Annotated in this window: 21 protein-coding genes; 13 read left to right on the top strand and 8 right to left on the bottom strand. The window is 72.9% G+C overall.

Annotated elements, in window-relative coordinates:
- Window positions 1-14: 14 nt before the first annotated feature.
- The 11 genes from ACFY29_RS02040 (at window position 15) to ACFY29_RS01990 (ending at window position 13,832) form a co-directional block, all read left to right on the top strand.
- Window positions 15-800, top strand: a complete 786-nt coding sequence (locus tag ACFY29_RS02040) for an ABC transporter ATP-binding protein (RefSeq protein ID WP_386982606.1) — start codon at window positions 15-17, stop codon at window positions 798-800.
- Between the two features lie 25 nt (window positions 801-825).
- The gene (locus ACFY29_RS02035; protein ID WP_328415862.1) at window positions 826-1,548 is read left to right on the top strand and encodes an ABC transporter ATP-binding protein; all 723 of its coding nucleotides are present in this window, start codon (window positions 826-828) and stop codon (window positions 1,546-1,548) included.
- Between the two features lie 31 nt (window positions 1,549-1,579).
- On the top strand, window positions 1,580-2,458 hold the full coding sequence (locus tag ACFY29_RS02030) for a branched-chain amino acid ABC transporter permease (protein WP_328415864.1): 879 nt from the start codon (window positions 1,580-1,582) through the stop codon (window positions 2,456-2,458).
- Window positions 2,455-3,579, top strand: coding sequence for a branched-chain amino acid ABC transporter permease (locus ACFY29_RS02025; RefSeq protein WP_386982604.1), 1,125 nt, complete (start codon window positions 2,455-2,457; stop codon window positions 3,577-3,579). The genes ACFY29_RS02030 and ACFY29_RS02025 overlap by 4 nt, the downstream gene beginning before the upstream one ends.
- Before the next feature lie 83 nt (window positions 3,580-3,662).
- Window positions 3,663-4,949, top strand: a complete 1,287-nt coding sequence (locus ACFY29_RS02020) for an ABC transporter substrate-binding protein (protein WP_386982602.1) — start codon at window positions 3,663-3,665, stop codon at window positions 4,947-4,949.
- 167 nt (window positions 4,950-5,116) lie between these two features.
- A complete protein-coding gene (locus ACFY29_RS02015) occupies window positions 5,117-5,884 on the top strand; it encodes an SDR family oxidoreductase (protein WP_386982600.1) in 768 nt (255 codons plus the stop codon).
- A 91-nt stretch (window positions 5,885-5,975) separates the two neighbouring features.
- On the top strand, window positions 5,976-6,587 hold the full coding sequence (locus tag ACFY29_RS02010; RefSeq protein ID WP_386982598.1) for a TetR/AcrR family transcriptional regulator: 612 nt from the start codon (window positions 5,976-5,978) through the stop codon (window positions 6,585-6,587).
- Window positions 6,588-6,651: 64 nt separating this feature from the next.
- Window positions 6,652-9,438 carry an AAA family ATPase gene (locus tag ACFY29_RS02005; protein WP_386982597.1) on the top strand — a complete coding sequence of 929 codons (2,787 nt, stop codon included), beginning with the start codon at window positions 6,652-6,654 and terminating at the stop codon, window positions 9,436-9,438.
- A gap of 60 nt (window positions 9,439-9,498) precedes the next feature.
- The gene (locus tag ACFY29_RS02000; RefSeq protein WP_386982595.1) at window positions 9,499-10,647 is read left to right on the top strand and encodes an acyl-CoA dehydrogenase family protein; all 1,149 of its coding nucleotides are present in this window, start codon (window positions 9,499-9,501) and stop codon (window positions 10,645-10,647) included.
- A gap of 480 nt (window positions 10,648-11,127) precedes the next feature.
- Window positions 11,128-12,426: a PHB depolymerase family esterase gene (locus ACFY29_RS01995; RefSeq protein WP_386982593.1), complete on the top strand. Its 1,299-nt coding sequence runs from the start codon at window positions 11,128-11,130 to the stop codon at window positions 12,424-12,426.
- A 35-nt stretch (window positions 12,427-12,461) separates the two neighbouring features.
- The gene (locus tag ACFY29_RS01990; protein ID WP_386982591.1) at window positions 12,462-13,832 is read left to right on the top strand and encodes an endo-1,4-beta-xylanase; all 1,371 of its coding nucleotides are present in this window, start codon (window positions 12,462-12,464) and stop codon (window positions 13,830-13,832) included.
- A 111-nt stretch (window positions 13,833-13,943) separates the two neighbouring features.
- Here the strand turns inward: ACFY29_RS01990 and ACFY29_RS01985 are convergent, their stop codons facing one another.
- The 8 genes from ACFY29_RS01985 to ACFY29_RS01950 form a co-directional block, all read right to left on the bottom strand.
- Window positions 13,944-15,386 carry a hypothetical protein gene (locus ACFY29_RS01985; protein WP_386982589.1) on the bottom strand — a complete coding sequence of 481 codons (1,443 nt, stop codon included), beginning with the start codon at window positions 15,384-15,386 and terminating at the stop codon, window positions 13,944-13,946.
- A 20-nt stretch (window positions 15,387-15,406) separates the two neighbouring features.
- The gene (locus ACFY29_RS01980; RefSeq protein WP_386982587.1) at window positions 15,407-15,964 is read right to left on the bottom strand and encodes a hypothetical protein; all 558 of its coding nucleotides are present in this window, start codon (window positions 15,962-15,964) and stop codon (window positions 15,407-15,409) included.
- A gap of 14 nt (window positions 15,965-15,978) precedes the next feature.
- Complete coding sequence (locus tag ACFY29_RS01975; RefSeq protein WP_355612963.1) at window positions 15,979-16,245, bottom strand: hypothetical protein; 267 nt, start codon at window positions 16,243-16,245, stop codon at window positions 15,979-15,981.
- A 46-nt stretch (window positions 16,246-16,291) separates the two neighbouring features.
- Window positions 16,292-19,042, bottom strand: coding sequence for an AAA family ATPase (locus ACFY29_RS01970; RefSeq protein WP_386982585.1), 2,751 nt, complete (start codon window positions 19,040-19,042; stop codon window positions 16,292-16,294).
- 65 nt (window positions 19,043-19,107) lie between these two features.
- Window positions 19,108-19,263, bottom strand: coding sequence for a hypothetical protein (locus ACFY29_RS01965; RefSeq protein ID WP_386982584.1), 156 nt, complete (start codon window positions 19,261-19,263; stop codon window positions 19,108-19,110).
- A gap of 73 nt (window positions 19,264-19,336) precedes the next feature.
- Entirely contained in the window at window positions 19,337-20,740 is a 1,404-nt protein-coding gene (gene sthA / locus ACFY29_RS01960) for a Si-specific NAD(P)(+) transhydrogenase (RefSeq protein WP_328415887.1), read from the bottom strand.
- A gap of 57 nt (window positions 20,741-20,797) precedes the next feature.
- Window positions 20,798-21,436 (bottom strand): response regulator transcription factor, encoded by a 639-nt coding sequence (locus tag ACFY29_RS01955; protein WP_328415888.1) that lies wholly within the window; start codon window positions 21,434-21,436, stop codon window positions 20,798-20,800.
- A complete protein-coding gene (locus ACFY29_RS01950) occupies window positions 21,433-22,635 on the bottom strand; it encodes a sensor histidine kinase (RefSeq protein ID WP_386982581.1) in 1,203 nt (400 codons plus the stop codon). The genes ACFY29_RS01955 and ACFY29_RS01950 overlap by 4 nt, the downstream gene beginning before the upstream one ends.
- Before the next feature lie 147 nt (window positions 22,636-22,782).
- Between ACFY29_RS01950 and ACFY29_RS01945 the strand changes: the two genes are divergently transcribed.
- Both ACFY29_RS01945 and ACFY29_RS01940 read left to right on the top strand, forming a co-directional pair.
- A complete protein-coding gene (locus ACFY29_RS01945; protein ID WP_386982579.1) occupies window positions 22,783-23,541 on the top strand; it encodes an ABC transporter ATP-binding protein in 759 nt (252 codons plus the stop codon).
- Window positions 23,542-23,552: 11 nt separating this feature from the next.
- Window positions 23,553-26,078 carry an ABC transporter permease gene (locus tag ACFY29_RS01940; protein WP_386982577.1) on the top strand — a complete coding sequence of 842 codons (2,526 nt, stop codon included), beginning with the start codon at window positions 23,553-23,555 and terminating at the stop codon, window positions 26,076-26,078.
- Window positions 26,079-26,172: the final 94 nt, after the last annotated feature.

Here is a 26,172-nt window from a genome sequence, read left to right as displayed (position 1 = left end):
CAGAGGGATGGGTGATGGAGCGCGGGCTCGCATTGCACCACATCGGCGTACGGTTCGGCGGCCTCACCGCCCTCGACGACGTCTCACTGCGGGTTTCACCCAACCGGGTGGTGGGCGTGATCGGGCCGAACGGCGCCGGTAAGACCACGTTGTTCAACGTGATCTGCGGCTTCGTCACGCCGGAGACGGGTTCGCTCACCCTCGACGACAGACCGTTGCGGCCCCGGCCGCACCGGCTGACCCGGCTCGGCATCGCCCGTACCCTGCAGGGGACCGGCCTCTTCGCCGGGCTCACGGTGCTGGAGAACGTGATGACCGGCGCCTCACACACCGCGCGGGCCGGCTTCGTGTCGGCGCTGCTCGGTCTGCCCAGCAGCGACCGCGACGAGCGGCGGCTGCGCCAGCACGCACTGGACATCCTGGACGATCTGGGGATCGCCAGGCACGCCGACGCCGCGCCGACCACGCTTCCCTTCGCCGTACGCCAGCGGGTCGCTCTGGCTCGCGCGCTCGCCGCCCGGCCTCGGCTGCTCCTGCTCGACGAGCCCGCTGGTGGCCTCGGCGCCGACGACATCACCGAGCTGGCGGAGCTGATCCGGCAGCTTCCCCAGCGGGACGCCGACCCCTGCGCGGTGCTGCTCGTGGAGCACCACATGGACCTGGTGATGGCGGTCTGCGACGAGATCGTGGTGCTCGACTTCGGCCGGGTGATCGCCGCCGGCACGCCGGACGAGATCCGCGACGACCCGGCCGTCACCGACGCCTATCTCGGGGCCGCCATCGACGAGGCCGCGGCATGAGCGCGACGACGAAGGGTGGTGCGGCATGAGTGAGCCGGACCTGCTGGTGGTGCGCGGGCTGGTGGCCGGTTACGGTGCCGCGCCCGTGCTGCAGGCCATCGACCTCACCGTCCCAGCCGGCACCATCGCCGCGGTCGTCGGCGCCAACGGTGCCGGCAAGACCACCCTGCTGCGCGCGCTCTCCGGCATGATCCGTCCGGCCGCCGGGCAGGTTCTCCTCGCCGGGGAGGACCTGCGCGGCACACCGGTGGAGCAGCTCGTCCGGCGTGGCATGGCGCATGTGCCGGAGGGGCGGGGTGTGATCAACGAGCTCACCGTCGACGAGAACCTGCGGCTCGGCGGGCTGTGGCGGCGCGACCGGGCCGACGCCGGCCGTGCTCTCGACGAGGTCTACGAGCTCTTCGAGCCGCTGGCCCGACGGCGTCGGCACCTCGGCCACCAGCTCTCCGGCGGCGAGCGGCAGATGCTCGCGCTCGGCCGGGCGCTGGTCGGTCGACCACGTCTGCTGCTGCTCGACGAGCCGTCGCTCGGGCTGGCGCCGCGAGTGGTCGCCCGGACCATGGCCCTGCTCCGCCAGTTGCGTGACCGTACCGGCCTGACCGTGCTGCTGGTCGAGCAGAACGTCCGCAGCGCACTCGCCGTGGCCGACCAGGGCGTGGTGATGGCCCTCGGCCGGGTGGTGATCGCCGCCCCGGCCGCCAAGCTGCGCGACGACGTCGACCTGCGACACGCCTACCTCGGTTTCTGACCACCACCTCGTCCCCCAGGAGGGAGGACTGTTGGACCGCTTCGTCTTCCTCACCATCGACGGCCTGTCCCGGGGCGCGGTGTACGCCGCGTTCGCGCTCGCCCTGGTGCTCATCTGGCGGGCGGCGCGGGTCGTCAACTTCGCCCAGGGGGCGATGGCCGTCGCCGCCGCGTACGTCGCCTACTCCGTGTCCGCGTCGACCGGCTCCTACTGGCTGGGTTTCCTGGTCGCGATCCTCGCCGGACTGGTGCTCGGCGCACTGGTGGATCGCGCCGTGATGCGCTTCGTCGACCACGCGTCGCCGCTCAACCCGGTGATCGTCGCGCTCGGACTGGTCCTGCTGATCCAGGCCGTCCTGGGCATGGTGTACGGCAGCGAGTTCCGACCCGCCGACGCGCCGTTCAGCCGCTCCGCCCTCACCGTTGGCGGGGTCGCCGTGCTCTCGCCGTACGACCTGTTCGTCTTCGCGGCGATCGGGGCGGTGGTCGTTGGTCTGGCCTGGCTCTTCGCCCGGACCGCGGTCGGGTTGCGGATGCGCGCGGCGGCCTTCGCCCCCGAGATCTCCCGCCTGCTCGGCGTCAACGTCGGCGGCATGCTGACCCTCGGCTGGGCGCTCGCCTCCGGCGTGGGCGCGTTGGCCGCCATGCTGGTCATCCCCACCGAGCTCGGTCTGCATCCGCACGCGATGGACCTGGTCTTCGTCTCGGCGTTCACCGCGGCGGTGGTCGGCGGGCTGGACAGTCCACCGGGGGCGGTGGTCGGTGGTCTGGTGGTGGGGCTGCTGCTCTCCTATGTCAGCGGTTACGCCGGCAGTGACCTCACGCCGTTGGCGGTGCTGGTCCTGCTGCTGGCGGTGCTGCTGGTCCGCCCCGGCGGTCTGTTCGCCCCGGTCACGGCGAGGCGGGTGTGAGCGCCACCCAGGCGGCCCTGCCGCCACAGCAGAACCTGGCCGGCGCAGGCACTGGCGGCGGCGACCGTCCGGTCGACCGGCGGCGCGGCTCCACCCTGCTGCGCCACCTTGCCTTCGCGCTCGCCGCCGCGCTGCTGCTGCTCGGGGTCAGTTACGCCGTCGAGCCGTTCCGCAACTTCCAGCTCGCCACCGTGGCCGCCTACCTCTGCGCCACCGCCGGGTTGACGGTCCTCACCGGGCTCAACGGCCAACTCTCGCTCGGGCACGGCGCGTTGATGGCCACCGGCGCGTACACCGTGGCTCTCTGCCAGAACGCGTTCGCCGACCGGGGGATGACCGGTGGCTGGCTGCTGCCGCTCTCGCTCGGCGCGGCGGTGCTCAGCACGGTCGCGGTCGGTGCGGTGGTCGGCGTCGCCGCGGCCCGGCTGCGTGGTCCCTACCTGGCCGGGGTGACCCTCGCCGTGGCTGTCGTCGTGCCGGCCCTGGCCGTCACCTTCGACGGCGTCTTCAACGGCGAGCAGGGGCTGTCGGTGCCGGTGGAGCCGCCGCCGATGTCGCTCGGCCCGTACTTTCCCTACGAGCGGTGGCAGCTCTGGCTCGCCGGTGGGGCCACCCTGCTCGCCCTGCTGCTGCTGGCCAACCTGATCCGCAGCCGGTACGGGCGTACCTTCCGGGCGGTCCGCGACGACGAGGTGGCCGCGCGCCTCGCCGGTATCCACGTGGCCCGTACCCAGGTGCTCGCGTTCGTGGTCAGCGCCGCCACCGCCGGTCTCGGCGGCGCCCTGCTCGCGGTGCTCGCGCAGAGCGTGTCTCCGGGCGCGTTCTCGCTGACCCTGTCGCTCTTCCTCCTGATGGCCGTGGTGATCGGCGGTCTCGGTCGCCTCGCCGGCGCGCTGTGGGGGGCCGTCCTGCTGGTTGCCCTGCCCGATCTCACCCACTCCGCGACCGAGCTGCTCACCCTCTCGCCCGCGGTGGCGCAGCGGCTGGAGGGCAACCTCCCGCTGGCGATCTTCGGAGTCACCCTGATCGTCGTCATGATCGCCGCACCCGGCGGCGTGCAGGGTCTGCTGTCGCGTCTTGGCCGGGCGCTGTTGGCCCGGTGGTCGGCCCGGCGGTCCTGAGCTGTCCCTGTCCGGCCTCGGCCGGGCGCCCCACCACCACACCGTTCGATTGAGAACCGGACCGAGAAAGGTCGGTGTTTCCCATGCGCCGTACGGCACGACGCGGTCTCGCGATCGCCAGCACCATAGCCCTGTTGATCAGCGCCGCCGGTTGCAGCGGCGACGACGGTTCCGGTCCCGGCGGGGGATCGGTGCCGGGCGTCACCGACAGCGAGATCGTCGTCGGCACCCACATGCCGCTCACCGGGCCGGCCTCGGCCGGCTACTCCAAGATCGCCCCGGCGACGAAGGCGTACTTCGACTACGTCAACGCCAACGGCGGCGTGCACGGGCGGAAGATCACCTACAAGGTCATGGACGACGGCTACAACCCGGCGAACACGCAGCAGGTGGTCCGCCAGCTCGTCCTGCAGGACAAGGTCTTCGCCATCCTCAACGGCCTCGGTACGCCGACGCACACCGGCGTGCTCGACTTCCTCAAGAGCAACCGGGTGCCCGACCTCTTCGTCGCCTCCGGCAGCCGCAGCTGGGACCAGCCGGACAAGTATCCCGGCACGTTCGGGTTCAACCCGGACTACACGGTCGAGGGCAAGATCCTCGCCACGTACGCGAAGGCGAACCTGGCCGGCCAGAAGGTCTGCTTCCTGGGTCAGGACGACGACTTCGGCCGGGACAGCCTGGTCGGCGTGGAGAAGGTGCTCGGCGCCACGGCCGTGGCGGTCAAGCAGACGTACGTCACCAGCAACACCAACGTGGCGCCGCAGATCGGCGCGTTCAAGGCGGCCGGTTGCCAGGTCGTCGTGCTCGCCACCGTGCCCGGCTTCACCGCGCTCTCCATCGGTACCGCCGCGCGGCTGGGCTTCAAGCCGCAGTGGCTGGTGTCCAACGTCGGCTCCGATTACCCGACCCTGGCCAAGCAGCTCGGCGCCGCCGCTCCGCTGCTGGAGGGCGTGGTCGGCACCAACTACCTGCCGATGCAGAACGACACCGCGAATCCGTGGATCCAGCTCTTCACGAGGATCAACAAGGAGCACAACGGGGATGCGCCGTTCGACGGCAACACCGTCTACGGCATGTCGGTCGGCTACCTCTTCGTGCAGGTGCTGCTCGCCGCGGGCAAGGACCTCACCCGGGAGAAGGTGCTGGAGGCGGTGCAGAAGGGTGGCTTCCAGGGCCCCGGGCTGGCACCGCTGCGCTTCTCCGCCGACGACCACTCCGGCTACGGCGGGCAGCGGCTGGCCCGGGTGAGCGGGGGAGTGCAGAGCTACTTCGGGCCGACGTACGAGACCGACGAGGAGGACGGACCGGTCAGCGAGTACAGCGCGGCGCCGGTGGCACCACCGGCCAACGGGATACCGACCGTCTCCTGACGACACCCGGCCCCGGCAGTCGACCGGGCGTGGTCGCGCGGCACATCGCCGTGCCCACGCCCGGTCATAGGGCTGCGCCCAGCCAGCCAACCCAGCGCAGTGACCGGCGACACGATCGACCCTCCGGACGTTGACCGACACCGATCGCCGCTTCTACTATCTGCACTGTGAATGCAGATTCAGGCCGGCTTGTCGATCGGGTCGCCATCGTCACCGGTGCCAGTAGGGGAATCGGCCTGGCCATCGCCCAGCGGTTGGTGGCCGAGGGGGCGCGGGTGGGTCTGACCGCCCGCCGTCCGGAGGCGTTGGCCGAGGCGGTCACCGCCCTGGGCGGGCCCGCGTACGCCGTGGCCGTACCCGGGAGGGCTGACGACGCCGAGCACCGGGCCGCCGCGGTTCGGGAGGTCAGCGAGGCGTTCGGGCCGGTGGACCTCCTGGTCAACAACACCGGCATCAACCCGGTGCACGGCCCGCTGGTCGGGCTCGACCTGGGGGCGGCGCGCAAGATCCTCGACGTCAACCTGGTCGCCGCGCTCGGTTGGGTGCAGGAGGTCTGCGCCGCCGGCATGACCGACCGGGGTGGCTGCGTGGTCAACGTATCGTCGGTGGCCGGGCTCGGCCCGTCGCCCGGCATCGCCTTCTACGGGGTGAGCAAGGCCGCGCTCAACCACCTCACCGCCAGCCTCGCCGTGGAGCTGGGGCCGGCGGTCCGGGTCAACGCGGTCGCTCCCGGCGTGGTGAAGACCCGCTTCGCGGCCGCTCTCTACGAGGGCCGGGAGGACGAGGTCGCCGAGCGGTACCCGCTCGGGCGGCTCGGCCTGCCGCAGGACGTGGCGGGCACGGTCGCCTTCCTGGCCTCCGCGGACGCCGCCTGGATCACCGGACAGACCATCGTCTGCGACGGGGGCGTCACGTTGACCGGTCGAGCCGGATGACGGCGCCGGCGGTCGCCCGGGTGCCGCTGATCATCACCTGTCTAGACTCGGCGGTGCGTCGGGGGACGACATGGTGAAGGGGCGGGGGCGAATGGACGCGGTCGAGGTCCCGGTCCGGGTCGACGGGCGGACCGCCCGGGCCGAGCGCACTCGCGCGGCGATCGTCGAGGCGCACCTCGCGCTCATCTCCGAGGGTGACCTCCGGCCGACCGGCGAACGCATCGCCGAGCGAGCCGGCATCTCGTTGCGGACGCTCTGGACCAACTTCAAGGACATGGAGACGCTCTTCGAGGCGAGCGGGGCCGAGGTGCTCCGCCAGCAGGACGCCGCCTACCGGCCGATCTCGTCCGGGCTGCCGCTGGCGAAGCGGGTCGACGCGTACTGCCGGCAACGCGCCCGGCTGCTCCAGCTCATCGCGCCGTCGGCGAGGGCGGCCCAGATGCGCGAGCCGGTCTCCGACCAGTTGCACCGCAACCGGCTCAAGCACATCGACCGGGTCCGGGACGAGGTCGAGGAGCTCTTCGCCACCGAGTTGGCGCAGGCCGGGCGTGGGCGGGGGCAGCTGCTCAACGCGCTGGTGGCGGCGAGCATGTGGCCGGCCTGGTCGATGCTGTGCGACGGCCTGGGGTTGGGTGTGGATCAGGCCCGCGCGGTGATGGCCCGGACGGTGGGCGCCCTGCTGGCCGAGGCGCCGGCCGGCTGATACCGGCTCGGCACGATATCGCCCACCTCTTTCCATTCGGTTACCGATAGGTGACACTGAATGCATGGTTACTGCATCAAGAGTGCAAATAACCGTGCTGCGCGGTCGGGACGACGAGTGCCGGGCTGTCCGGAACCTGCTCGACGGCGTGACCGACGGCGGTGGTGCTCTGCTGCTGCACGGCGAGCCGGGTTCGGGCCGGACCGCGCTGGTCGGCTACGCCCACCGGTACGCCGAGCGGTGCACCGTGCTCGCCGGGACCGGCCTGGCCGAGGAGGCCGCACTCCCGTACGCGGGCTTGCAGCGCCTGCTCGATCCGGTGCTCGATCGGGCCGCCGCCCTGCCGGAGCAGCAGCGGCACCTGCTGCGGCGGGCGCTGGCCGGAGAGGGCTGTCCGGCTGACCGCCAACTGGCGCTGTCGATGGCCGTGCTCGGGCTGCTCGCCGCCGCCGCCCGGGACCGCCCCCTGCTCGGCACCATGGACGACGTCGATCGGGGCGACCGGCAGACCACCCAGGTGCTGGCCGTCGTGGCCCGCCGGCTGCGGCACCTGCCGGTCGCCGTCCTGCTCACCGCGGACGTCACCGCGACGGTCGACGGGATCCCGGCGCACCGGCTCCGAGCGCTGGACGAGCGCGAGAGCGTCAGCGTCCTCACCGACCGGCTGCCCGAGCGGCCCGCCGCGCCGGTCGCGGCCACGCTCGCCGCGGTCGGCGGCGGTAACCCGCAGGCCCTGGTGGACCTCGCCGGCGTTCTTAGTCCCGGGCAGTGGCGGGGGGAGGAGTCGCTGCCCACCGCACCGCCGGCCGAGGGTGCGTTGGGCCGCGCCTATCGGGCCAGGCTGGACCAGTTGCCGGCGGACAGCCGGCGGATGCTGCTACTCGCCGCGCTCAACGAGGACGGACGGCCGGCCACCCTGATCCGGGCGGCGGAGGCCGCCGGGACCGCCGTCGAGGCGCTCGCCCCGGCGGAGGTCGTCGGCCTGGTCCGTGTCGAGCCGACCGGCGTCAACTTCCCCCAGCCGCTGGCTCGCGCGATGGTCGCGGCCAGCGCGCCGCTCGCGGAGCGCCGCGCGGCGCACCGGCTGCTCGCCGACGTGTTCGACGCAGAGGGACAGCGGCTGCGCCGGGCGATGCACCTCGCCGCCGCGACGGCGGGCACCGACCCGGCCCTGGCCACCGAGCTGGAACAGGCCGCGGCCGGTGGGGAGGGCGGCTGGGCCACCGCCTCGGCGGCGCTGTGCCGGGCCGCCGAGCTCAGCGACGAACCGGCCCGCGCCGCCGCCCGCCTGCTGGCCGCGGCCCGGTACGCCTGGGCGGCCGGCCAACCCGGTCAGGCCCGACTGCTGCTCGACCGCCTCCGCGCCGTTTGCGTGGACCCGGTCGTCAGCGGGCACGCCGACCTGCTCCGTGGCGAGCTGGAACTGCGGTGCGACGACGCCTCGGGTGCGTCGGTCACGTTGCTGGCCGCCGCCGGGGCGGTGGCCGGCACCGACCGCGCCCTGGCCCTGGCCGCGCTGGTGCGGGCCGGCGAGGCCGTCTGCTTCGCCGGTGACCAGTACCGGTACGCCGAGGTCGGGCGCCGGGCGCTGGCGTTGCGGCGCCCGAACGAGCCGCCGGGCGTCGAGCTGAGGGCATCCTTGGTCGCCGGGGTGGCCGCGACCCTGCGGGGCGACCACGAGCGGGCCGGCCCGGCGCTGCGTCGGGCCGTCGTGCTCGGTGGCCGGTTGACCGGGCCGGCACTGACCCCGACCGCGCTCACCTGCGCGGCAGCCGCCGGCCTGGTGGTGGCCGTGGACGGCGCGGCGCACCGGCTCGCCGAGCGCGCCGTCGGGTTGGCCCGCGACCGGGGCGAGTTGTCCATGCTGCCCCGGGCGCTGGAGCTGCGGGCCATCGCCGAGTACTGGTTGGGCCGGCATGAGGCGGCGGCGGAGACCTCCCGTGCCGGGCTGCGGGTCGCCCGCACCACCGGGCAGGTCAACTGTGCCAACGTCCACCTGGGCATGCTCGCCGTGCTGGCCGCGATCCGCGCCGACCGGGCCACCAGCCTGCAACGGATCCGCGAGATCGGCGAGGCACCGACACCGGGCAGCCGGCCGCACGCGCTCGCCGGGTGGGCGCTGGCGGTTCTCGACCTGGTCGACGGCCGGCACGTCGAGGCTGCGGACCGACTGGCGTCGCTGGCCCGGCTCGGCACCGGTCGGGGGCAGGTCCTCGTCCAGGTGATGGCCACCCCGTACCTGGTGGAGGCGGCCGCCCATCTGGCGCACCGACCGGCGGCGACCGCCGCGCTCGCCGTCTTCGACCGTTGGGCCAGCAGCACCGCGAGCCCGTTGCGCCGGGCCCTCTCCGCCCGGTGTCACGCGCTGCTCGCGCCACGGGGCAGCGCCGAGGCCGAGCGGGAGTTCCGGACCGCGTTGCGGTTGCACCCGATGGAGGCCGGCACGTTCGAACGCGCCCGCACCGAGCTGCTCTTCGGTCAGGAGCTGCGCCGCAGCCGGCGCCCGCGCGACGCCCGCGGGCACCTGCACCAGGCCCGCGAGACGTTCACCCTGCTCGGGGCGAGTTGCTGGGCCGAGCAGGCCACCGCGGAGCTGCGCGCCGCCGGGGAGTCGGTCGGCCCGCCGGACCTGCCCGCGGCACGGCTGCTGACCGGTCAGCAACTGCGGATCGCGCAACTGGTCGCCGAGGGGGCCACCAACCGGGAGATTGCCGCCCGGATGTTCCTCTCCACCCGCACGGTCGACCACCACCTGCGCAACGTGTTCCACCGGCTCGGCATCCGTTCCCGCACCGAGCTTGCCCGCGCGTTCGCCGCCGAGCGGCACGCCGGGCTGACCTCGGACCGGTGACCGGCGGTCGGTCGCTGTCCACGCTGGACGCGGAAAACTATCACCGCTAGTTTATCCGTCATGGAGCTCACCCTTTCCGCCGAGCAGGCGGCAGTCCGTCAGCTCGCCGCCGAGTTCGCCGACCGGGAGCTGATGCCGCACGCGGCGGCCTGGGATCGCCGCGAGTCGGTCGATCCGAACGTCGTCGGCATGCTCGGCGACCTGGGCTTTCTGGGGCTGACCATCGCCGAGTCCGACGGCGGTTCCGGGGGCGACCACCTCGCGTACTGCCTCGTCCTGGAAGAGCTCGGCCGGGGAGACTCGGCCGTGCGCGGCATCGTGTCGGTCTCACTCGGCCTGGTCGCGAAGTCGATCGCCGCGCACGGGTCGGTCGAGCAGCGGGCCGAGTGGCTGCCCCGGCTCTGCTCCGGCGCCGTACTCGGTTGCTTCGCGCTGACCGAACCGGACAGCGGCTCGGACGCGGCCGCGCTGCGGACCCGCGCGGTACGCGACGGCACCGACTGGCTGCTCACCGGCACGAAGACGTTCATCACCAACGGCACCACCGCCGACGTGGCGCTGGTCTTCGCCCGCACCGGTGGCCCCGGGCACCGGGGCATCACGGCGTTCCTGGTCCCGACCGGCAGCCCCGGGCTGACCCGGCGGGAGATCCACGGCAAGCTCGGCCTGCGCGGGCAGGCCACCGGGGAGCTGCGCTTCGACGAGGTACGGGTGCCCGACGCGGCCCGCCTCGGCGCGGAGGGCACCGGGTTCCGCCTGGCGCTGGCCACCCTGGCCAAGGGCCGGATGTCGGTCGCCGCCGGTTGCGTCGGCATCGCCCAGGGTTGCCTCGACGCGGCGGTCGGCTACGCCGGGCAGCGGACCCAGTTCGGCAAGCCGATCGCCGGTCACCAGCTCGTCCAGCAACTGCTCGCCGGCATCGCGGTGGACACCAACGCGGCCCGGCTGCTGGTGTGGCAGGTGGCCGACCTGATCGACCGCGGCCAGCCGTTCGCCACCGAGGCGTCGATGGCCAAGCTCTTCGCGAGCGAGGCCGCCGTCCGGTCGGCCAACAACGCGGTCCAGGTCTTCGGGGGGTACGGCTACATCGACGAGTACCCGGTCGGCAAGTACCTGCGCGACGCCCGGGTCGCCACCCTCTACGAGGGCACCAGCCAGATCCAGCAGCTCCTCATCGGACGCGCGCTCACCGGCGTCAACGCCTTCTAGCCGCCCCCGGCGTGTCGCGTCGGGGTGGCCCGGACACGAAAGAGCGTGATGACTCTGCGGTATTTTTATGCCTCAGAGTCATCACGCTCTGAGCGGTGACATCGACCCGGTGGGTCAGGCGACGATGGTGCCGAGGGCGGGCATGCCGCTGTCCGGATCAGCCCACGCCGGAGCACTGAGCCGAGCCACCGGTTGGGCCATGGAGATCGTCGAACTCGTGGAAGCGGACGATCCGGCCGGGAGCCGAGCAACCATCGACTATCGGGAATGTTCCGGTAACACGTCCCCGCCAGTGTCCGGTGAACACGGTCGATGCGCAGGCTGCCGCCCGGTCCGGGCGGCGAAAGGTTTCCGGAAGTCTTGACAATCGAGCATCCTCGATTGAAGCTGACACAGTCACGCGAGCCGCGGTCAGGGTCGGGCGAAGGGCAGTCCTCGATCTATTCCCCTTCCATGCGCCACTCTCCCCAGGAATCGCGAATGAGACTGAAGAAAAGAATGCTTGGCGCCCTCATGGCGACCGTGACGCTGGCCGCTGCCGCGTTGGCGTTCGCCGCGCCAGCCTCGGCGGCCACGTTGACCGAGGTGACAGGCTTCGGCAGCAACCCCACCAACCTGCGGATGCACCTGTACGTCCCGGACCGGGTGGCGTCCCGGCCGGCGATCCTGCTCGCCCTGCACTACTGCACCGGCTCGGGTCCGGCGTACCACTCCGGCACGCAGTACGCGTCCCTCGCGGACCGGTACGGGTTCATCGTGATCTACCCGTCGGTGACCCGCAGCAGCCTCTGCTGGGACGTGTCCTCGCCGCAGGCACTGCGCCGGGGCGGTGGCAGCGACCCGGTCGGGCTCATGTCGATGGTCGACCACGTGCGGCAGCGGTACGCCGCCGACCCGGACCGGATCTTCGCCACCGGCACCTCCTCCGGGGCGATGATGACGAACGTCATGCTGGGCGTCCACCCGGACGTGTTCACGGCGGGTGCGTCCTTCGCCGGGGTGCCGTTCGGCTGTTTCGCCACCGGCGGCAGCTCGGAGTGGAACAGCGAGTGCGCGAACGGGCAGCTCATCAGGACTCCGCAGCAGTGGGGGGACCTGGTGCGCGAGGCGTACCCGGGCTACGCCGGCCGGCGACCACGGATGCAGATCTGGCATGGCACCAACGATGAGACGCTGCGCTACCCGAACTTCGGCGAGCAGGTCAAGCAGTGGACCAACGTGCACGGGCTGAGCCAGACCCCGACGTACACCGACTCACCGCAGGCCGGCTACACCCGGACCCGGTACGGGAGCAGCGGCGGCACGGCTCCGGTCGAGGCGATCAGCATGCAGGGCGTCTCGCACAACCTGCCGGTCGACGCCGCGCAGGTGCTCCGCTTCTTCGGGCTGGACGGCGCCACTCCGCCACCCACGACTCCGCCGCCCACCACTCCGCCCCCGACGACTCCGCCCCCGACCGGGGGTGCCTGCCGGATCGGGTACGCGGTCAACGCCTGGAACACCGGACTCACCGCGAGCGTCACCATCACCAACACGGGTGCGGCGCCGGTGAACGGATGGGCGCTGACCTTCACGCTGCCCACCGGTCAGCGGATCACCAACGGCTGGAACGCGCAGTACTCCCCGGCGAGCGGCGCGGTGACCGCCCGCAACATCTCCTACAACGCCGCCATCGCGCCGAACGCGTCGGTCGACATCGGCTTCCAGGCCACCCACGAGGGCAGCACCGGAAAACCGTCGTCCTTCGCCCTGAACGGCGTCGCCTGTTCGACCTCCTGACCCCCGACACCACCACCCAGAACTGGAGTTGCACGATGCGAAACCCGCAATGGAAGGCGGCATCAAGAGCCGCGATCGCGCTGACCGGGGTGGGTGCTCTCGCCGCCGGCATGGCGATGCTCCTGGCGGCTCCCGCCGCCGCCGGCACCACGCTCGGTGCGTCCGCCGCCGAGCAGGGTCGGTACTTCGGCACGGCGGTGGCCGCGAACAAGCTGAGCGACAGCGCCTACACCACGATCCTGAACCGTGAGTTCAACTCGGTGACGCCCGAGAACGAGATGAAGATCGACGCGACCGAGCCGCAGCAGGGTCAGTTCAGCTACGGCGCTGCCGACCAGATCGTCAACCACGCGCGCAGCCGAGGGATGAGCGTGCGCGGTCACACCCTGGCCTGGCACTCGCAGCAGCCGGGCTGGATGCAGAACATGAGTGGCAGCGCGCTGCGGCAGGCGATGCTCAACCACGTCACCCAGGTGGCGACCCACTTCCGGGGTCAGGTCGTGGCGTGGGACGTGGTGAACGAGGCGTTCGCCGACGGCAGCTCGGGTGCCCGGCGTGACTCCAACCTTCAGCGGACCGGCAACGACTGGATCGAGGCGGCGTTCCGGGCCGCCCGTGCCGCCGATCCCGCCGCGAAGCTCTGCTACAACGACTACAACACCGACGACTGGTCGCATGCCAAGACCCAGGCCGTGTACACGATGGTGCGGGACTTCAAGCAGCGCGGCGTGCCCATCGACTGCGTCGGCCTCCAGTCGCACTTCAACAGCGGCTCGCCGTACCCGAGCAACTACCGCACCACGTTGTCCAGCTTCGCGGCGCTCGGCGTCGACGTGCAGATCACCGAGCTGGACATCGAGGGGGCCTCCGCGGCCACGTACCGCAGTGTAGTTCAGGACTGTCTCGCCGTGCCCCGCTGCAACGGCATCACCGTCTGGGGCATCCGGGACAGCGATTCGTGGCGGGCTTCGCAGAACCCGTTGCTGTTCACCAGCGGCGGCGCCAAGAAGCCGGCGTACGACGCGGTGCTCGCCGCGCTCAACAACGGGACGACCCCGCCGCCGACCACTCCGCCCCCGACCACTCCGCCGCCCACGACACCGCCCCCGGGGCCTGGTGGCTGCACCGCGACGGTGTCGGTGAACCAGTGGACGGGTGGCTTCGTGGGGACGGTGCGGGTGACCGCCGGATCGTCGGCCCTCAACTCCTGGGCGGTGACGATCACGTTGCCGACGGGCGCGACGGTCACCAACGCCTGGAACGCCAACCGCAGCGGTGACTCCGGCACCACGCGCTGGACGAACGTGGCCTACAACGGCCGGGTCAGCGCCGGTCAGTCCACCGAGTTCGGCTTCCAGGCCAATGGCACCGCCGGCAGCCTGACCCCGACCTGCGCGGCAGGCTGACGCCACACCGGACGGTGTGGAGGGTGCCCCGAACCCTCCACACCGTCCGGCCCGGAACCGGGCACGCCCGGCCCTGGCTGCGGCGCCCCCCACTGCGCTCAGCCAGGGCCGTCAGGCCCGGCAGATCTTGACGTCCGGCTGGATGTCCAGCTTGTTGAACACGTTGTCCACCCGACCGATGCCCGACTTCGCCTCGATCGACCCGGCGTTGATCAGTTCGAGGAAGGCGTTGACCGCCTTCACCAGACCGGCGGGGATGCTGTAGCCGACGCCGTAGTCCAGGAACAGGCCGAGCTGGGTGCTGCGGCACAGCTCGATCGGCGCGCCCAGGGCGGAGCCGACGGTCAGCCCCACCGTGGCGGTCACCGTGGCATACAGGCCGGCGGTGAAGCCGAAGGCGCCCAGACCGGCTCGGAAGGCTGCCTGGTAATGGACGATGATGCCGCTGACACCGACCGACGGGCCGTAGATGGAGTCGGTGATGCTGTTGCGGACGGTCAGGTTCCAGGGTTTCGTGACGCCGAAGGCGCCGTCGGCGTAGCCGAACCCGAGGGAGCCGCCCAGCGACCATTCGCCAGCCGCCTTGATGTTGCCGTCCTTGGCGCTGAACGCCGTCTGCACTCCGACAAGCTGGTTGGCGGTGATGGAGAACGGGACGCCGAGGATCTCGCCGACCGGCACGCTGAAGTCCAGCGGGATCGGGATGCGTTTGTTGACGTTCCGCCCCGCGTCGGTGGCACCCGCGATCTCGATCCGCAGCCCGGCCATACCGCCGATCTGCAGTTCCGCCCGACGGATCGCGCCACCCCGGATCTCCAGGTGGAACCGGGCCGTCGGGCTCTTCATCAGCAGCGTCACCGTGCCGACGATGCGGATACCGCCGCCGTCGTAGCTGAACCGCGCGCCGACTCCGCTCGCGCAGCAGATCGGGGTGACCGCGAACCCGTCGATCCGCTGCTCACCCGCGCCGGCCGCCGGCCGAATCCCGCTCTGCCGCCCAGTGCCGGCCGCCATCCCGACCACCGGCGTCACCGAACCGCCGCCCCCGCCGGCCTCGCCGTCGTACTCGGCCCAGAACGGCGTGCCCGCGTCGTACCGGGTCGGATTGTCCAGGGAGACCGGCCGGTCACCGGCGAAGGTGCCGTCGCGGATCACCTGCGTGATGTCCACCGGTCCCAGGGTCACCGCCAGGTCCTCCCCGTCGCGGCGTACATCGAGCACCCGCCCGACCGCCCGACCGGTGAGGAACATGACCCTGCCCCGGGCGAGACGGTCGGCACCGCTGGCGGCGGGATCGATGCGCCAGGTGAGCGCATCCTCGGAGAGCCCGCGCACCGATCCACCGCCGCCGCCCACGAACACCACGTCGGGTTGATAGGTCACGTCCGGATTGGGCGCGGGCGCCGCACCGTACCGCTGGTCGCCGCCGGTGCCACCGGCCGGCGGACCGGGCGGCGTCGGGTCCGCTGCACCCCGATCGCAGGCCGCCGGGAGCAACAGGGTCACCGCGAGCAGCACCACCATCGCGCGGTGCCGCCGGGATCCGGGTGCCATCACGTCCCCTCCGCCGCGGGTCACAGCCGGCCGGCGGTCGTACGGGCCAGGGTCTCCAGGGCCGCGCGGTACCTGGCTGGGTCATCGGTGCGGACGAGTCGGATGGAGACCCACACCCCGCCCTTGCTGACGAAGACCGTGCCGTCCTCCGCGTACGCCTCGTCGCCCGCACCGCTGATCGGGGTCAGCTCGTGCCCGAGTTCGCGTTCGATGTCGAGGAACTTCTTCGCGCCGGGGCCGACGAACACCTCGACCTGGGCGGTCGGACCGCTGACCGGGCCGGTGTAGGTGCAGGTGTCCCGGTCCGGCGCCGGCTTCTCCAGCGGGTCCTCCAGCGGGGTGCCGGCCAGCTTCTCAGCCTCCCGCTTGGACACCAGGGCGCAGGCGTCGACGGCCGGCGCGGCAGGCGACTCCTCCGCCGGGGCAGCGGCCGACGGGTCGCCGCCGGACGTGGCCGTGACGCTCTGCCCGGCGTCGGCCACCGGGGCGGCCGGACCATCGTCCGCTCCGCCGCAGGCGACCAGCGGGATGAGCAGCAGTGAGCACCACACGGGTGCGATCAGACGGCGCACAGTCATGCTTCCCTCGCTGGTCACGGGAGTTCCGGATTGGTGGGGGCGGTCCCGGGTGGATGGATCCACCGAGCCGGGATCAGGCGGTCGACCCGCCATGCGGCGGCTGCGGCGGCCGCGGCCACCACCTCCGCGTTGGGGCCTTCGACCAGCGCGATCACGACGTCGTCGGTCGGTAGCCGGACGGCGGCGACCAGCCGACAGTCTGGGGTGCCGAACGCCGGCGCCGCCCCGTCCGTGTCGGGGGAGCGGTCGTACTGCTCCAGTGCGAACAGGTAGCCGGCCATGACCTGAGGCTAGGTCGCAGCCGGTGGCGAGGAATCGGGCGTTTCCCTACGCTTGCGCGTCGGCCCTGCTCATCGCGGCACCCAGCTCCGCGCGGGTGGAGATGCTGAGCTTGCGGTAGATCCGAGCCAGGTTCGCCTCGACGGTCTTCGGGCTGATGAACAGCTCGTCGGCGATGGCCCGGTTGGTCCGCCCGCGCGCCGCAAGCTGGGCCACCCGCTCCTCGGTGGCGGTGAGGTGCAGGGGTGTCGGTGGGCGGCCACCGACGCGAGCCAACTCCGCCCGGGCCCGGTCCGCGAACGCCGCCGCGCCGATCGCGGTGAACTCCGCGAGCGCTCCCTCCAACGCCTGCCGGGCCGGCAGCTTGCGGCGGGACCTGCGGTGCACGATCCCGGCCACGAGCAGGCAGCGGGCGCGGTCCAACGGCAGCACATCCGGTGGTACGGCGTCCCGCGCCACCGTCAGCGCGTCGAGCGCCTCGCCGGGGTCGACGCCGGTGGCGCTGTCCAACAGCGCGCGGGCACGGGCGGAGCCGAGCGTCGTCCAGGGACGCGGCAGCCGGCGGTGTCGGGCTGTCAGACGCTCCAGCACGGCCGCCGCCCGGTCGAGATCGCCCACCGCGACGCACGCCTCGATCCAGTCCGGCTCGAACCGCATGGCGAGTGGCTCCACCAGACCGTTGGCGTCGATGGTCGCGGCCAGGCTGGTGTACGCGGACGCGGCCTCCTCCATCCGGCCGGCGGAGAGGGCCACGAACCCGGCCAACTGCTGGTGGATCCGTCGGCACCAGTCGTCGTCCAACTCGTCGGCGAGCCGCAGGCCGGACTCGGCCACCCGGGTCGCCTCGGCCAACCGCCCCCGGTGCGCGTCGAGCACCCCGGCCAGCCAGGTCTCACCGACGAGGCCGGTGCCGAGCTGGTCACCGAGTTCCCGAGCCGCGGTGATGTGCCGTTCGGCCTCGTCCCACCGCCCGGCCAGCAATTCGGCCTCCCCGAGGTGGGAGAGCAGCTCGTGTTGCAGCGGCTCGTCGCCCCGGGCCTCGGCGCGGCCGAGCATCCGGTGCAGCCGCCGCCGGGCCCGTTCCGCGTCGTCGATCGACTTCCACCAGATCGCGGGCACCGTGCTCGCCAGCCAGGCCGGTTCGTCACCCTCCAAAGTGAGGGCCCGGTCCAACAGGTCGGTACGCGGCGCCTGGCCGAGCCGTACCTCCTGGAAGAAGAGCAGGACCAGGGCGGCGGCGAGCAGGTCGTGGTCGTCGTGGCGTCCGTCCAGCAGCGTGGCGGCGGCCTCGGCGTGCTCCCGGGCCGCTTCCGTCCGGTCGTCGAAGACGGCGAGGTGGGCGTGGATGCGCCCGGCCAGCGCCGAGTCGGGTCGGGCCGCCGCCAGCGCCCGGGTGCCGTTGTCCACCGCCACCCGGGCTGCCTCACCGCCAGACCAGGCGACGACGGCGCGCAGCAGCAGCGACTCCGCCCGGACGTCGCCGTCGAACTCCGACGCGACCGCCTCGGCCGCCTGTCGGGCCGCCGGGAAGTCGCCACTGTCGAATCGGCAGCGGGCCGCCGCGAGTCGCCGGTGGCCCAGGCGTACCCGGTCGTCGGCCGGGGTGAGCTGGCCGGCGCGGTCGTGCAGCTCCGCGGCGAGGTCGGGTGCGCCCCGGCTGTGCCACCGCGCGGCTGCGGCGGCGAGGGTGTCCGCGACCACCGGGTCCGGGTCCGTCGCGCAGAGCGCGAGGTGTCGGGCCCGCTCGTCCGGATCGGTGAGCAGGTCGGCGAGCTGCCGGTGCAGCCGGCGGCGGACTCCCGGCGGGATGCCGGCCCGGACGGCGGCCGCGTACACCGGATGGGTGAAGCGCACGCCGGCCGGCGTCACGACGATCAGCCCGGCCTCCTCGGGCGCGTCCAGCGCGGCGGCGGACACCTCCGCCGCCGCCAGGTCGGCCAGGGTGGGCACGGTCAGCAGCGCGGCCAGTCGCACCGCGGCGCGGCTGGCCAGGGGCAGCCCGGCGAGGACGTCCGCGAGCAGGTGGTGCATGGACGCGGCCACCGGCAGGTCGTCACCGGGTGCGGGTTGGCGCGGCAGGCGTTGTACCGCCCGGACCACCTCGATGGCCAGCAGCGGGTTGCCCTCGGCCTCCCGGGCCACTCGGACGAGCATCGGCCGGCTGAGCGTGGCGCCGAGCTGATCGCGCAGGACGTGGTGCAGCGCGCCGACGTCGAGCGGGGGCACCTCGACACGGCCGACCGGGTCGCCGTGGCGGCCCTCGTCGAGCCCGAGGGGTACGTCCTCGGGCGCACCCGGGCCGCGTCGGCGGCTCACCAGGGTGGCCAGGCCGGTCACGCGGCGCAGCGCGTACCGCAACGCGCGTTCGCTGGGCCGGTCCAGCCAGGGCGCGTCGTCCACCGCGACGAGCACCGCCGGGTGGGTCTTCGCCGCCGTCGCGGCTTCCAGCAGCGACCGGGTGGCCGCTCCGACCACCCGCACGTCGACCGCCTCGTGGGCGTCGCCGGAGAGGAGCACCACCTCGGCCGCGACCCGCTGTGGCCGGGGCAGCGCGGCGACCCGGTCGGCGAGCGGGCGGAGCAGGTCGGCCAGGGCCGCGTACGGAAGCTCGGATTCGGCTTCGGTGGGCGCGCAGCTCAGCACCAGCCAACCCGCCTGCGCGGCCTGCGCGACCAGCGCCCGCCACAACTCGGTCTTGCCGATGCCGGCGGGCCCCTCCAACAGCACCGGCCCGGGTTGGCTCAGCAGCTGCCAGGCCCGGTCGAACACCTCGTCCCGCCCGACGATGGTGCGTCGCATGGAGGAATTCTGGCAGCCGACCAGGACGGCCGGACATCCCGCCAACGGGTGACCGGGTGCGGCCGTCAGTCGCCGGAGTATCCCCAGAAGTAGATCTCCTCGGGTCGGCCCTGCACGTCGTGCAGGATCGCGCAGCGGCCGAACCAGCTCCGCTCGGCCAGATTCTTGATGATTCCCAGATGCTCGCGCGCGACGACGTAGCTCCACCCGGATGCGCCCACGACTGCCTCTTTCTCCCACGCTGCAACAGTGTCGGCACCCTAGCGAAAACCACCGACACGCGTTGGCGATGTGTCAGCCGTCGATGCGGGTGATGTTGCGGATCTTGTTGGACGCGTCCAGGGCGGCCACCTTGTACGCCTCGGCGAGCGTCGGGTAGTTGAACACCGCGTCGACCAGGTAGTCGATCGTGCCGCCGCAGCCGATCACCGCCTGCCCGATGTGGACGATCTCGGTGGCGGCGGTACCGAACACGTGCACGCCGAGCAGCCGACCGTCGTCGGGGGAGACGAGCAGTTTCAGCATGCCGTACGAGTCACCCACGATCTGACCACGGGCCAGCTCGCGATAGCGCGCGATACCCACCTCGAACGGCGTCGAGGCGTCGGTGAGCTGTGCCTCGGTCTGCCCGACGAAGCTGATCTCCGGGATCGTGTAGATGCCGATCGGCTGCAGGCCGTGCATCTCCCGGACCGGCTCGCCGCAGGCGTGCTGGGCGGCCAGCCGGCCCTGCTCCATCGAGGTGGACGCGAGCGCCGGGAAGCCGATCACGTCACCGACCGCGTAGATGTTGTCCACCGAGGTGCGGTAGTTGGCGTCGACCGTGATCCGGCCGCGTCTGTCCGCCTGCAACCCGGCCAACTCCAGCGCCAGGTCGTCGGTCTGGCCCTGCCGGCCGGCCGAGTACATGACGGTGTCCGCGACGATCTTCTTGCCGCTCTTCAGGATGCACAGCGCTGCCGTCTGGTGCTTCTCCACCGCGGCGACCTCCTCGCCGAAGCGGAACGCCACGGACAGGTCGCGCAGGTGGTACTTGAGCGACTCGACGACCTCCTCGTCGCAGAAGTCGAGCATCCGGTCGCGGCGTTCCACCACGGTCACCTTGGTGCCGAGCGCGGCGAACATGGACGCGTACTCCATGCCGATCACGCCGGCACCGACCACGACCATGCTGCGGGGTACGGCCTGGAGGTTGATGACGCCGTCGGAGTCCACAATGGTCCGGTCGTCGAAGTCGACGCTGTCCGGGCGGGCCGGGCGGGTGCCCGCCGCGATGATGATTTTGTCGAAGGTCACCTTGGACTCGCGCCCGGAGCCGCCGTCGACCCAGATCGCGTGGGCGTCGGCGAACCGGCCGGTCCCGGTGATCATCGCGACCCGGTTGCGGGCGAGCTGGTTGCGGATGACGTCGGTCTGCCGGGTGATCACGTGCTGGGTGCGGGCGGCCAGGTCGCTGACCGTGATCTCTTCCTTGACCCGGTAGCTGCTGCCGTAGAGGTCCCGCTGGCTCAGCCCGGTCAGATAGAGCACCGCCTCGCGCAGCGTCTTGGAGGGGACGGTGCCGGTGTTGATGCACACCCCACCGATCATGTCGCGGCGGTCCACGATGCCGACCCGCCTGCCGAGCTTGGCGGCCGCGATCGCAGCCTTCTGACCACTGGGTCCGGAGCCCAGCACCAACAGGTCGTAGTCATACACGAGCGTTAGCGTCGCAAGATGTCGCGGCCCGCGCCAGACCCGGCTTCGGCGGGCCTGCTAGCCGACGAGGCGGCGTTCCCAGGCCCAGGCGGCGATCTCGACGCGGTTGCGGGCCGGGAGCTTCGTCTGCACGCTGGCCAGGTGGGTCTTGACCGTGCCCACGGCGATGAAGAGCTGGGTGGCGATCTCGGCGTTTGTCAGGCCCCGGGCGACGAGTTTCACGACGTCGAGTTCCCGGGGGGACAGGCCGGCGTGGTCCCGCGCCGGAGCGGGCGGGCTGAGGTGTTCCAGCAGCCGTACGGTGATGGACGGGCTGATCAACGCGTCGCCGGACACGGCCGCGCGGACCGCCTCCACGAGCAGCGCGGGGCCGGAGTCCTTGAGCAGGAAGCCGCAGGCGCCGTTGGACAGCGCGGTGTGCACGTACTCGTCGAGGTCGAAGGTCGTGACCACGACGACCCTGACCGGGTCGGTGACGCCGGGCCCGGCGAGCAGCCGCAGTGCTTCGAGGCCGTCGAGGCGGGGCATCCGGATGTCCAGCAGCACCACGTCCGGTCGCAGGCGCCGGGCCAGCTCGACCGCGACGACCCCGTCGGCGGCCTCGCCGACCACCTCCATGTCCGATTGCGCCCCGATGATCATGCCGAAGCCGGTCCGGACCATCGCCTGGTCGTCGGCGATCAGTACCCGGATCACCGGACCACCGCCGGGCGCAGCGGCAGCGCCGCGTCGAGCACCCAACCGCCGGCGACGCCGGGCCCGGCGGTGATCGTGCCGCCGAGGGCACGTACCCGCTCACTGAGGCCGATCAGGCCGAAGCCGTGCCCCCGGGCCGGCGCGGTGCGCGGGGTCGCGCCGTCGTCGGCGACCCGGACCAGCAGCCAGTCCGGGGTACGGCGCACGGACACGTCCACCGACCGGGCGTCCGGGGCGTGCTGGCGGGTGTTGGTCAGCCCCTCCATCACCACCCGGTACGCCGAGGTCGAGACCTCCACCGGCAGCCCGTCCAGCGGCCCGTCGACGTGCAGCCGGGCCGGCGCGTTCGTCGTGCCGTTGTGGCCCTCCAGCAACGGTGCCAGGTCGGCCACGCCGGCCAGTGGGGCCAGCGGCGCGTCCGGCGGGGCGTCCGGATTGCGCAGGACGCCGACCATCCGCCGCATCGAGGCCATCGTCTCGGCGCCGGCGCGCTCGATCTGCTCCAGAGCGACGATCACCCGCTGCGGGTCCTGCTCGGCAATGAACCGGGCTCCCTGCGCCTGCACCACGATGCCGGTCACGTGGTGGGCGATGAAATCGTGCAGGTCGCGGGCGAACTCGGCGCGCTGTTCGGCCCGGACCAGCGCGATCGTCCGTTCCCGTCCGGCGGCGACCACGCGTAGGTAGATCCCGACCGCGGCGGCGCCGACCGCGGCGAGTGCCTGGAGCAGCCCGAAGATCACGTAGACGCTTTCGGCGCCGGCGCGCAGCGGCAGCGCGGCGGCGGCGAGCGCGGCGACCACCGCCGCCCACGGCGCGAGCCGGGGCGCGCCGCGCCGGGCCACCACGAAGACCACCGCCAACAGGCCGGCGGACTCCGCCAGACCCCAGGTGCCGCCGATGGGGCGGGTACCGGCCCCGGTGAGCACGACGACACCGGCGGTGACGGCGAGTGAGGTGGCGCCCAGCAGGAGCGCCGCCAGTGGCAACAGCCGGGAGCCCTGCCGGTGCACGGGCAGCCAGACCAGCGTGGTCGCCATCGCCAGCCCCAACCGCACCAGGAGGAGCAGGGCAAAGGCTGTGCCCATCCCCCGAAGCAGGCCGAACCGCAGGTCGAAGAGGCCGAGCAGGGCCATGGCTGCCAGGCCGGCGAGCTGGCCCAGGCGTATCCACCAATTCGAGAATCCCGGCGCGTTCATCGTGACCCAGCGTAGCCAGGTCGGCGGGTCGGCCGGATCGGCCGAAAGGCAGACCCGGCGCCCGTGATCCCGGACCGCGGGCCGATGCGGCCACCCACCCTCGCGGGCGAGGCTTCCCCGGTCACTGTCGCAGCCACTGGAGGAACCATGACAACGCACGCCCCGCCGGAGACCAGCCACGCCGCCGTCGCCGCGGTCGACCTGGTGAAGGTGTACGGCAGCGGCGACACCGCGGTCCGTGCCCTGGACGGGGTCTCGGTCGGCTTCGGCCGGGCCGAGTTCACCGCGATCATGGGGTCCTCCGGGTCCGGCAAGTCGACGCTGATGCACTGCCTCGCCGGTCTGGACACGGCCACCGCCGGCCGGGTCCTGCTCGGTGGCACGGAGCTCACGGGCCGGTCCGACCGGACGCTGACCCGGGTGCGCCGGGACCGGATCGGGTTCGTCTTCCAGTCGTTCAACCTGCTGCCGCAGCTCACCGCCGCGCAGAACATCACGCTGCCGCTGGATCTCGCCGGCCGGCAGCCCGACGGTGAACTCCTCGCGCACCTGGTCGACGTGCTGGGGCTCGGCCAGCGGCTGGGTCACCGGCCCAGCGAGCTCTCCGGCGGTCAGCAGCAGCGGGTGGCGCTGGCCCGGGCGCTGGTGTCGCGTCCCGAGGTGGTCTTCGCCGACGAGCCGACCGGCAACCTCGACTCCCGCTCCGGCGCGGAGGTGCTCACCATCCTGCGCGACTCGGTACGCGACCTCGGCCAGACGGTCGTCATGGTCACCCACGACCCGATCGCCGCCGCGTACGCCGACCGGGTGGTGCTGCTCGCCGACGGCCGGGTCGCCGGGGAGATCGACAAGCCGGACCAGGGCTCGGTCACCGACGCGCTGCGCGATCTGGCGGCCGGCGCATGAGGGCGACGGCGTTGCGGACCCAGGTGAGCGCGGCGGCACGTCGTCCCGGCCGGCTGATCCTGACCGGTCTGGCCATCCTGGTCGCGTCGTTCGTCGTCTTCGGCACCGTGCTGGCCCAGCAGATCACTGAACGGACCACGCTGGACAACCTCAGCGGCACCCCCGCCGCCACCGACCTGGTGATCGGCGATCCGGAGCAGCCGCCGCCGCCCAGCGTGGCGGCGTTGCAGCGCGTCCGCGCCGTGCCGGGCGTCGCCGAGGCGGTCGGCCGGCTGACCATCGGTGTCTCCCTCGGCGAGGGGTACCTCAACCTGCAGGCCGACCCCGGCACCGGCCCGCTGGCCAGGGTCCGGCTGGTCCAGGGCAGCTATCCGGACAGCCCCGGTGAGATCGCGGTCAGCCCGCGTACCGTCGAGCGGCTGGGGCTCTCGGTCGGCACCGTGACCAGCGGGACGGGCGGTGAGCTGACCACCCCCACCCGGCTCACCGTCACCGGCCTGGTCGAGACCCCCGACGACGGTGGCTTCAACGCGTACGCCCCGGACAGCGTGGTGACCGCGTGGGCCGGCCTGATCCCGCTGGAGCGGATCGATGTGCGGGTGGCCCCCGGCGCGTCGGCGGAGACGGTGCGGGGCCGGATGACCGCGACGCTGCCGGCCGACCTCCCGATCCGCACCGGTGACGAGGTCCGCCAGGCGGAGGCCGATGCGGAGGCCGAGCAGGTCGGGCGGCTGTTCGCCCTGGTCGGCATGTTCGTCGCGGTGGCGGTCGTCGCCGCGGCGCTGGTGGTCACCTCGACCTTCCGCATCGTCTTCGCCCAGCGGATGCGGCAACTCGCGCTGTTGCGCGCGGTCGGCGCGAGCCGGGGCGCCCTGGTCGGGGCGCTGATCGCCGAGGGAGCCCTGACCGGGCTGGTCGCCGGAGTCGTCGGGGTCACCGCCGCTCTCGCGGCCGGGCACGCCCTCCCGGCGGTCCTGCGCGCCTCCGGAAAGGCGGTCTCGGCGCCGGGCCTGCCACTGGCCGCCGCGGTTTCGGTGGTGGTCGGCGCCGTCGTCCTCACCGTGCTGGCGGTCCTGGCGCCGGCGTTCTCCGCCGCCCGGGTCTCTCCGCTGGAGGCGCTGCGGGCGGCGAGCATCACCGCCGGCCGCCGCGGCGTCGGGGTGCTGCGCCTGGTGTCCGGGGGGCTACTGGCCACCGGCGCGGCACTGGCGTGCGCCGCGACGGTCAGCCGGTTGCCCGCGCCGGACCAGGAGTCCTACGACCCGATGCCGGGGCTGCTCCTGCTCGTCGGCTCCGGCACGCTGGCGTTCTTCGCGCTGGTGGCCCTCGGGCCACTGTTGGTGCGCCCGGTGCTGGCCGTGGTGGGTTGGCCGCTGCGCCAGTTCGGGCCGCTCGGGCGGCTGGCGGTCGGCGGAATCGGAGGGACGCCGCGCCGCGCCGCCGCGGTCTCCGTGGTGGTCGCGCTCGGCGTGACCCTGATCTCCGGTGTCGTCATCGGCGGTGCGTCGATGCGGATCCTCGCCGACCGCGAGATGGCGCTCTCCGCTCCGACCGATTTCGAGGTCACCGCCAGCAACGGCGAAGCGCTACCGGCAGCCGTCGTGACGCGGGCCGAGGCGGCACGCGGGGCGCTGAGCCGTGTGGTGCCGTACCGGCGGATCGACGACGTCACGCTGATGCGCGGCGCCGACCGGCTCGGCAGCGCCGAGTCCGGCTACCCGACCATCGACCTCGACCTGCCGGCCCTGCCGAGCACCGAAGACCTGGACGCGGCGCAGGGCACGCTGGCCGACCGTGGCCCCGGCCGGATCGTGCTGGGCAGCTGGGTCGCCCGGGACGCCGGGCTGCGGGCCGGCGACAGCACCACGCTCGCCCTCGCCGGGAAGACGGTCGACGTACGCGTGGCCGCGGTCCTGCCCGACCACGGCCCCCTGCACGCGGGCATCGTCACCGACCGTGCCGACCTCGACCGGCTCGGCGTGCCGCCGGCGTTCAGCGGTCTGCTGGCCGACGCGGCCCGCCCCGGCGAGGACGGCCGTACCGCTGCGGTGCAGGCGCTGCGGCAGGCGATCGGCGGCAGTGACGGGGTTGGCCTCGCGGTGCTCGCCGACGAGCGGGACCGCCACGCCGAGGTGCTGACCACCCTGCTCTGGATCGCCGTCGGCCTGGTCAGCCTGACCGTACTGATTGCGGTGGTCGGTGTGGGGTCCACGACCGCGCTCTCGGTGGTGGAGCGGGTACGCGAGTCCGGGCTGCTCCGCGCGGTCGGCCTGTCCCGGCCCGGCCTGCGCGGCATGCTGACCGTCGAGTCCGGTCTCTACGGGGTGATCGGTGCGACGATCGGCCTGCTGCTCGGCATTCCGTACGCCTGGTTGGCGGTGCAGGTCCTCGGGATCAACGCACCGCTGGCCCTGCCGGTGCTGCCGCTGGTCGGGCTCTTCGCGGCGCTGGTCGTGCTGACCGCGCTGGCCGGGGTGCTGCCGGCCCGGCGGGCGTCCCGGGTCAGCCCCGTGGAGGCGTTGGGGATGGACGGCTGAGCACCAGTGGCCCGGTGTCCGCGCTGGACACCGGGCCACTTTCGCGACTCGTCGCTGGCCCGGACCTGTGGCAGGAGGATGCCCGGCGGCCACG

The sequence above is a fragment of the Micromonospora sp. NPDC000668 genome (assembly GCF_042897975.1).
In the GTDB taxonomy this organism is placed as follows: Bacteria; Actinomycetota; Actinomycetes; order Mycobacteriales; family Micromonosporaceae; genus Micromonospora.
This window is presented reverse-complemented; position numbering and strand designations above follow the sequence as displayed.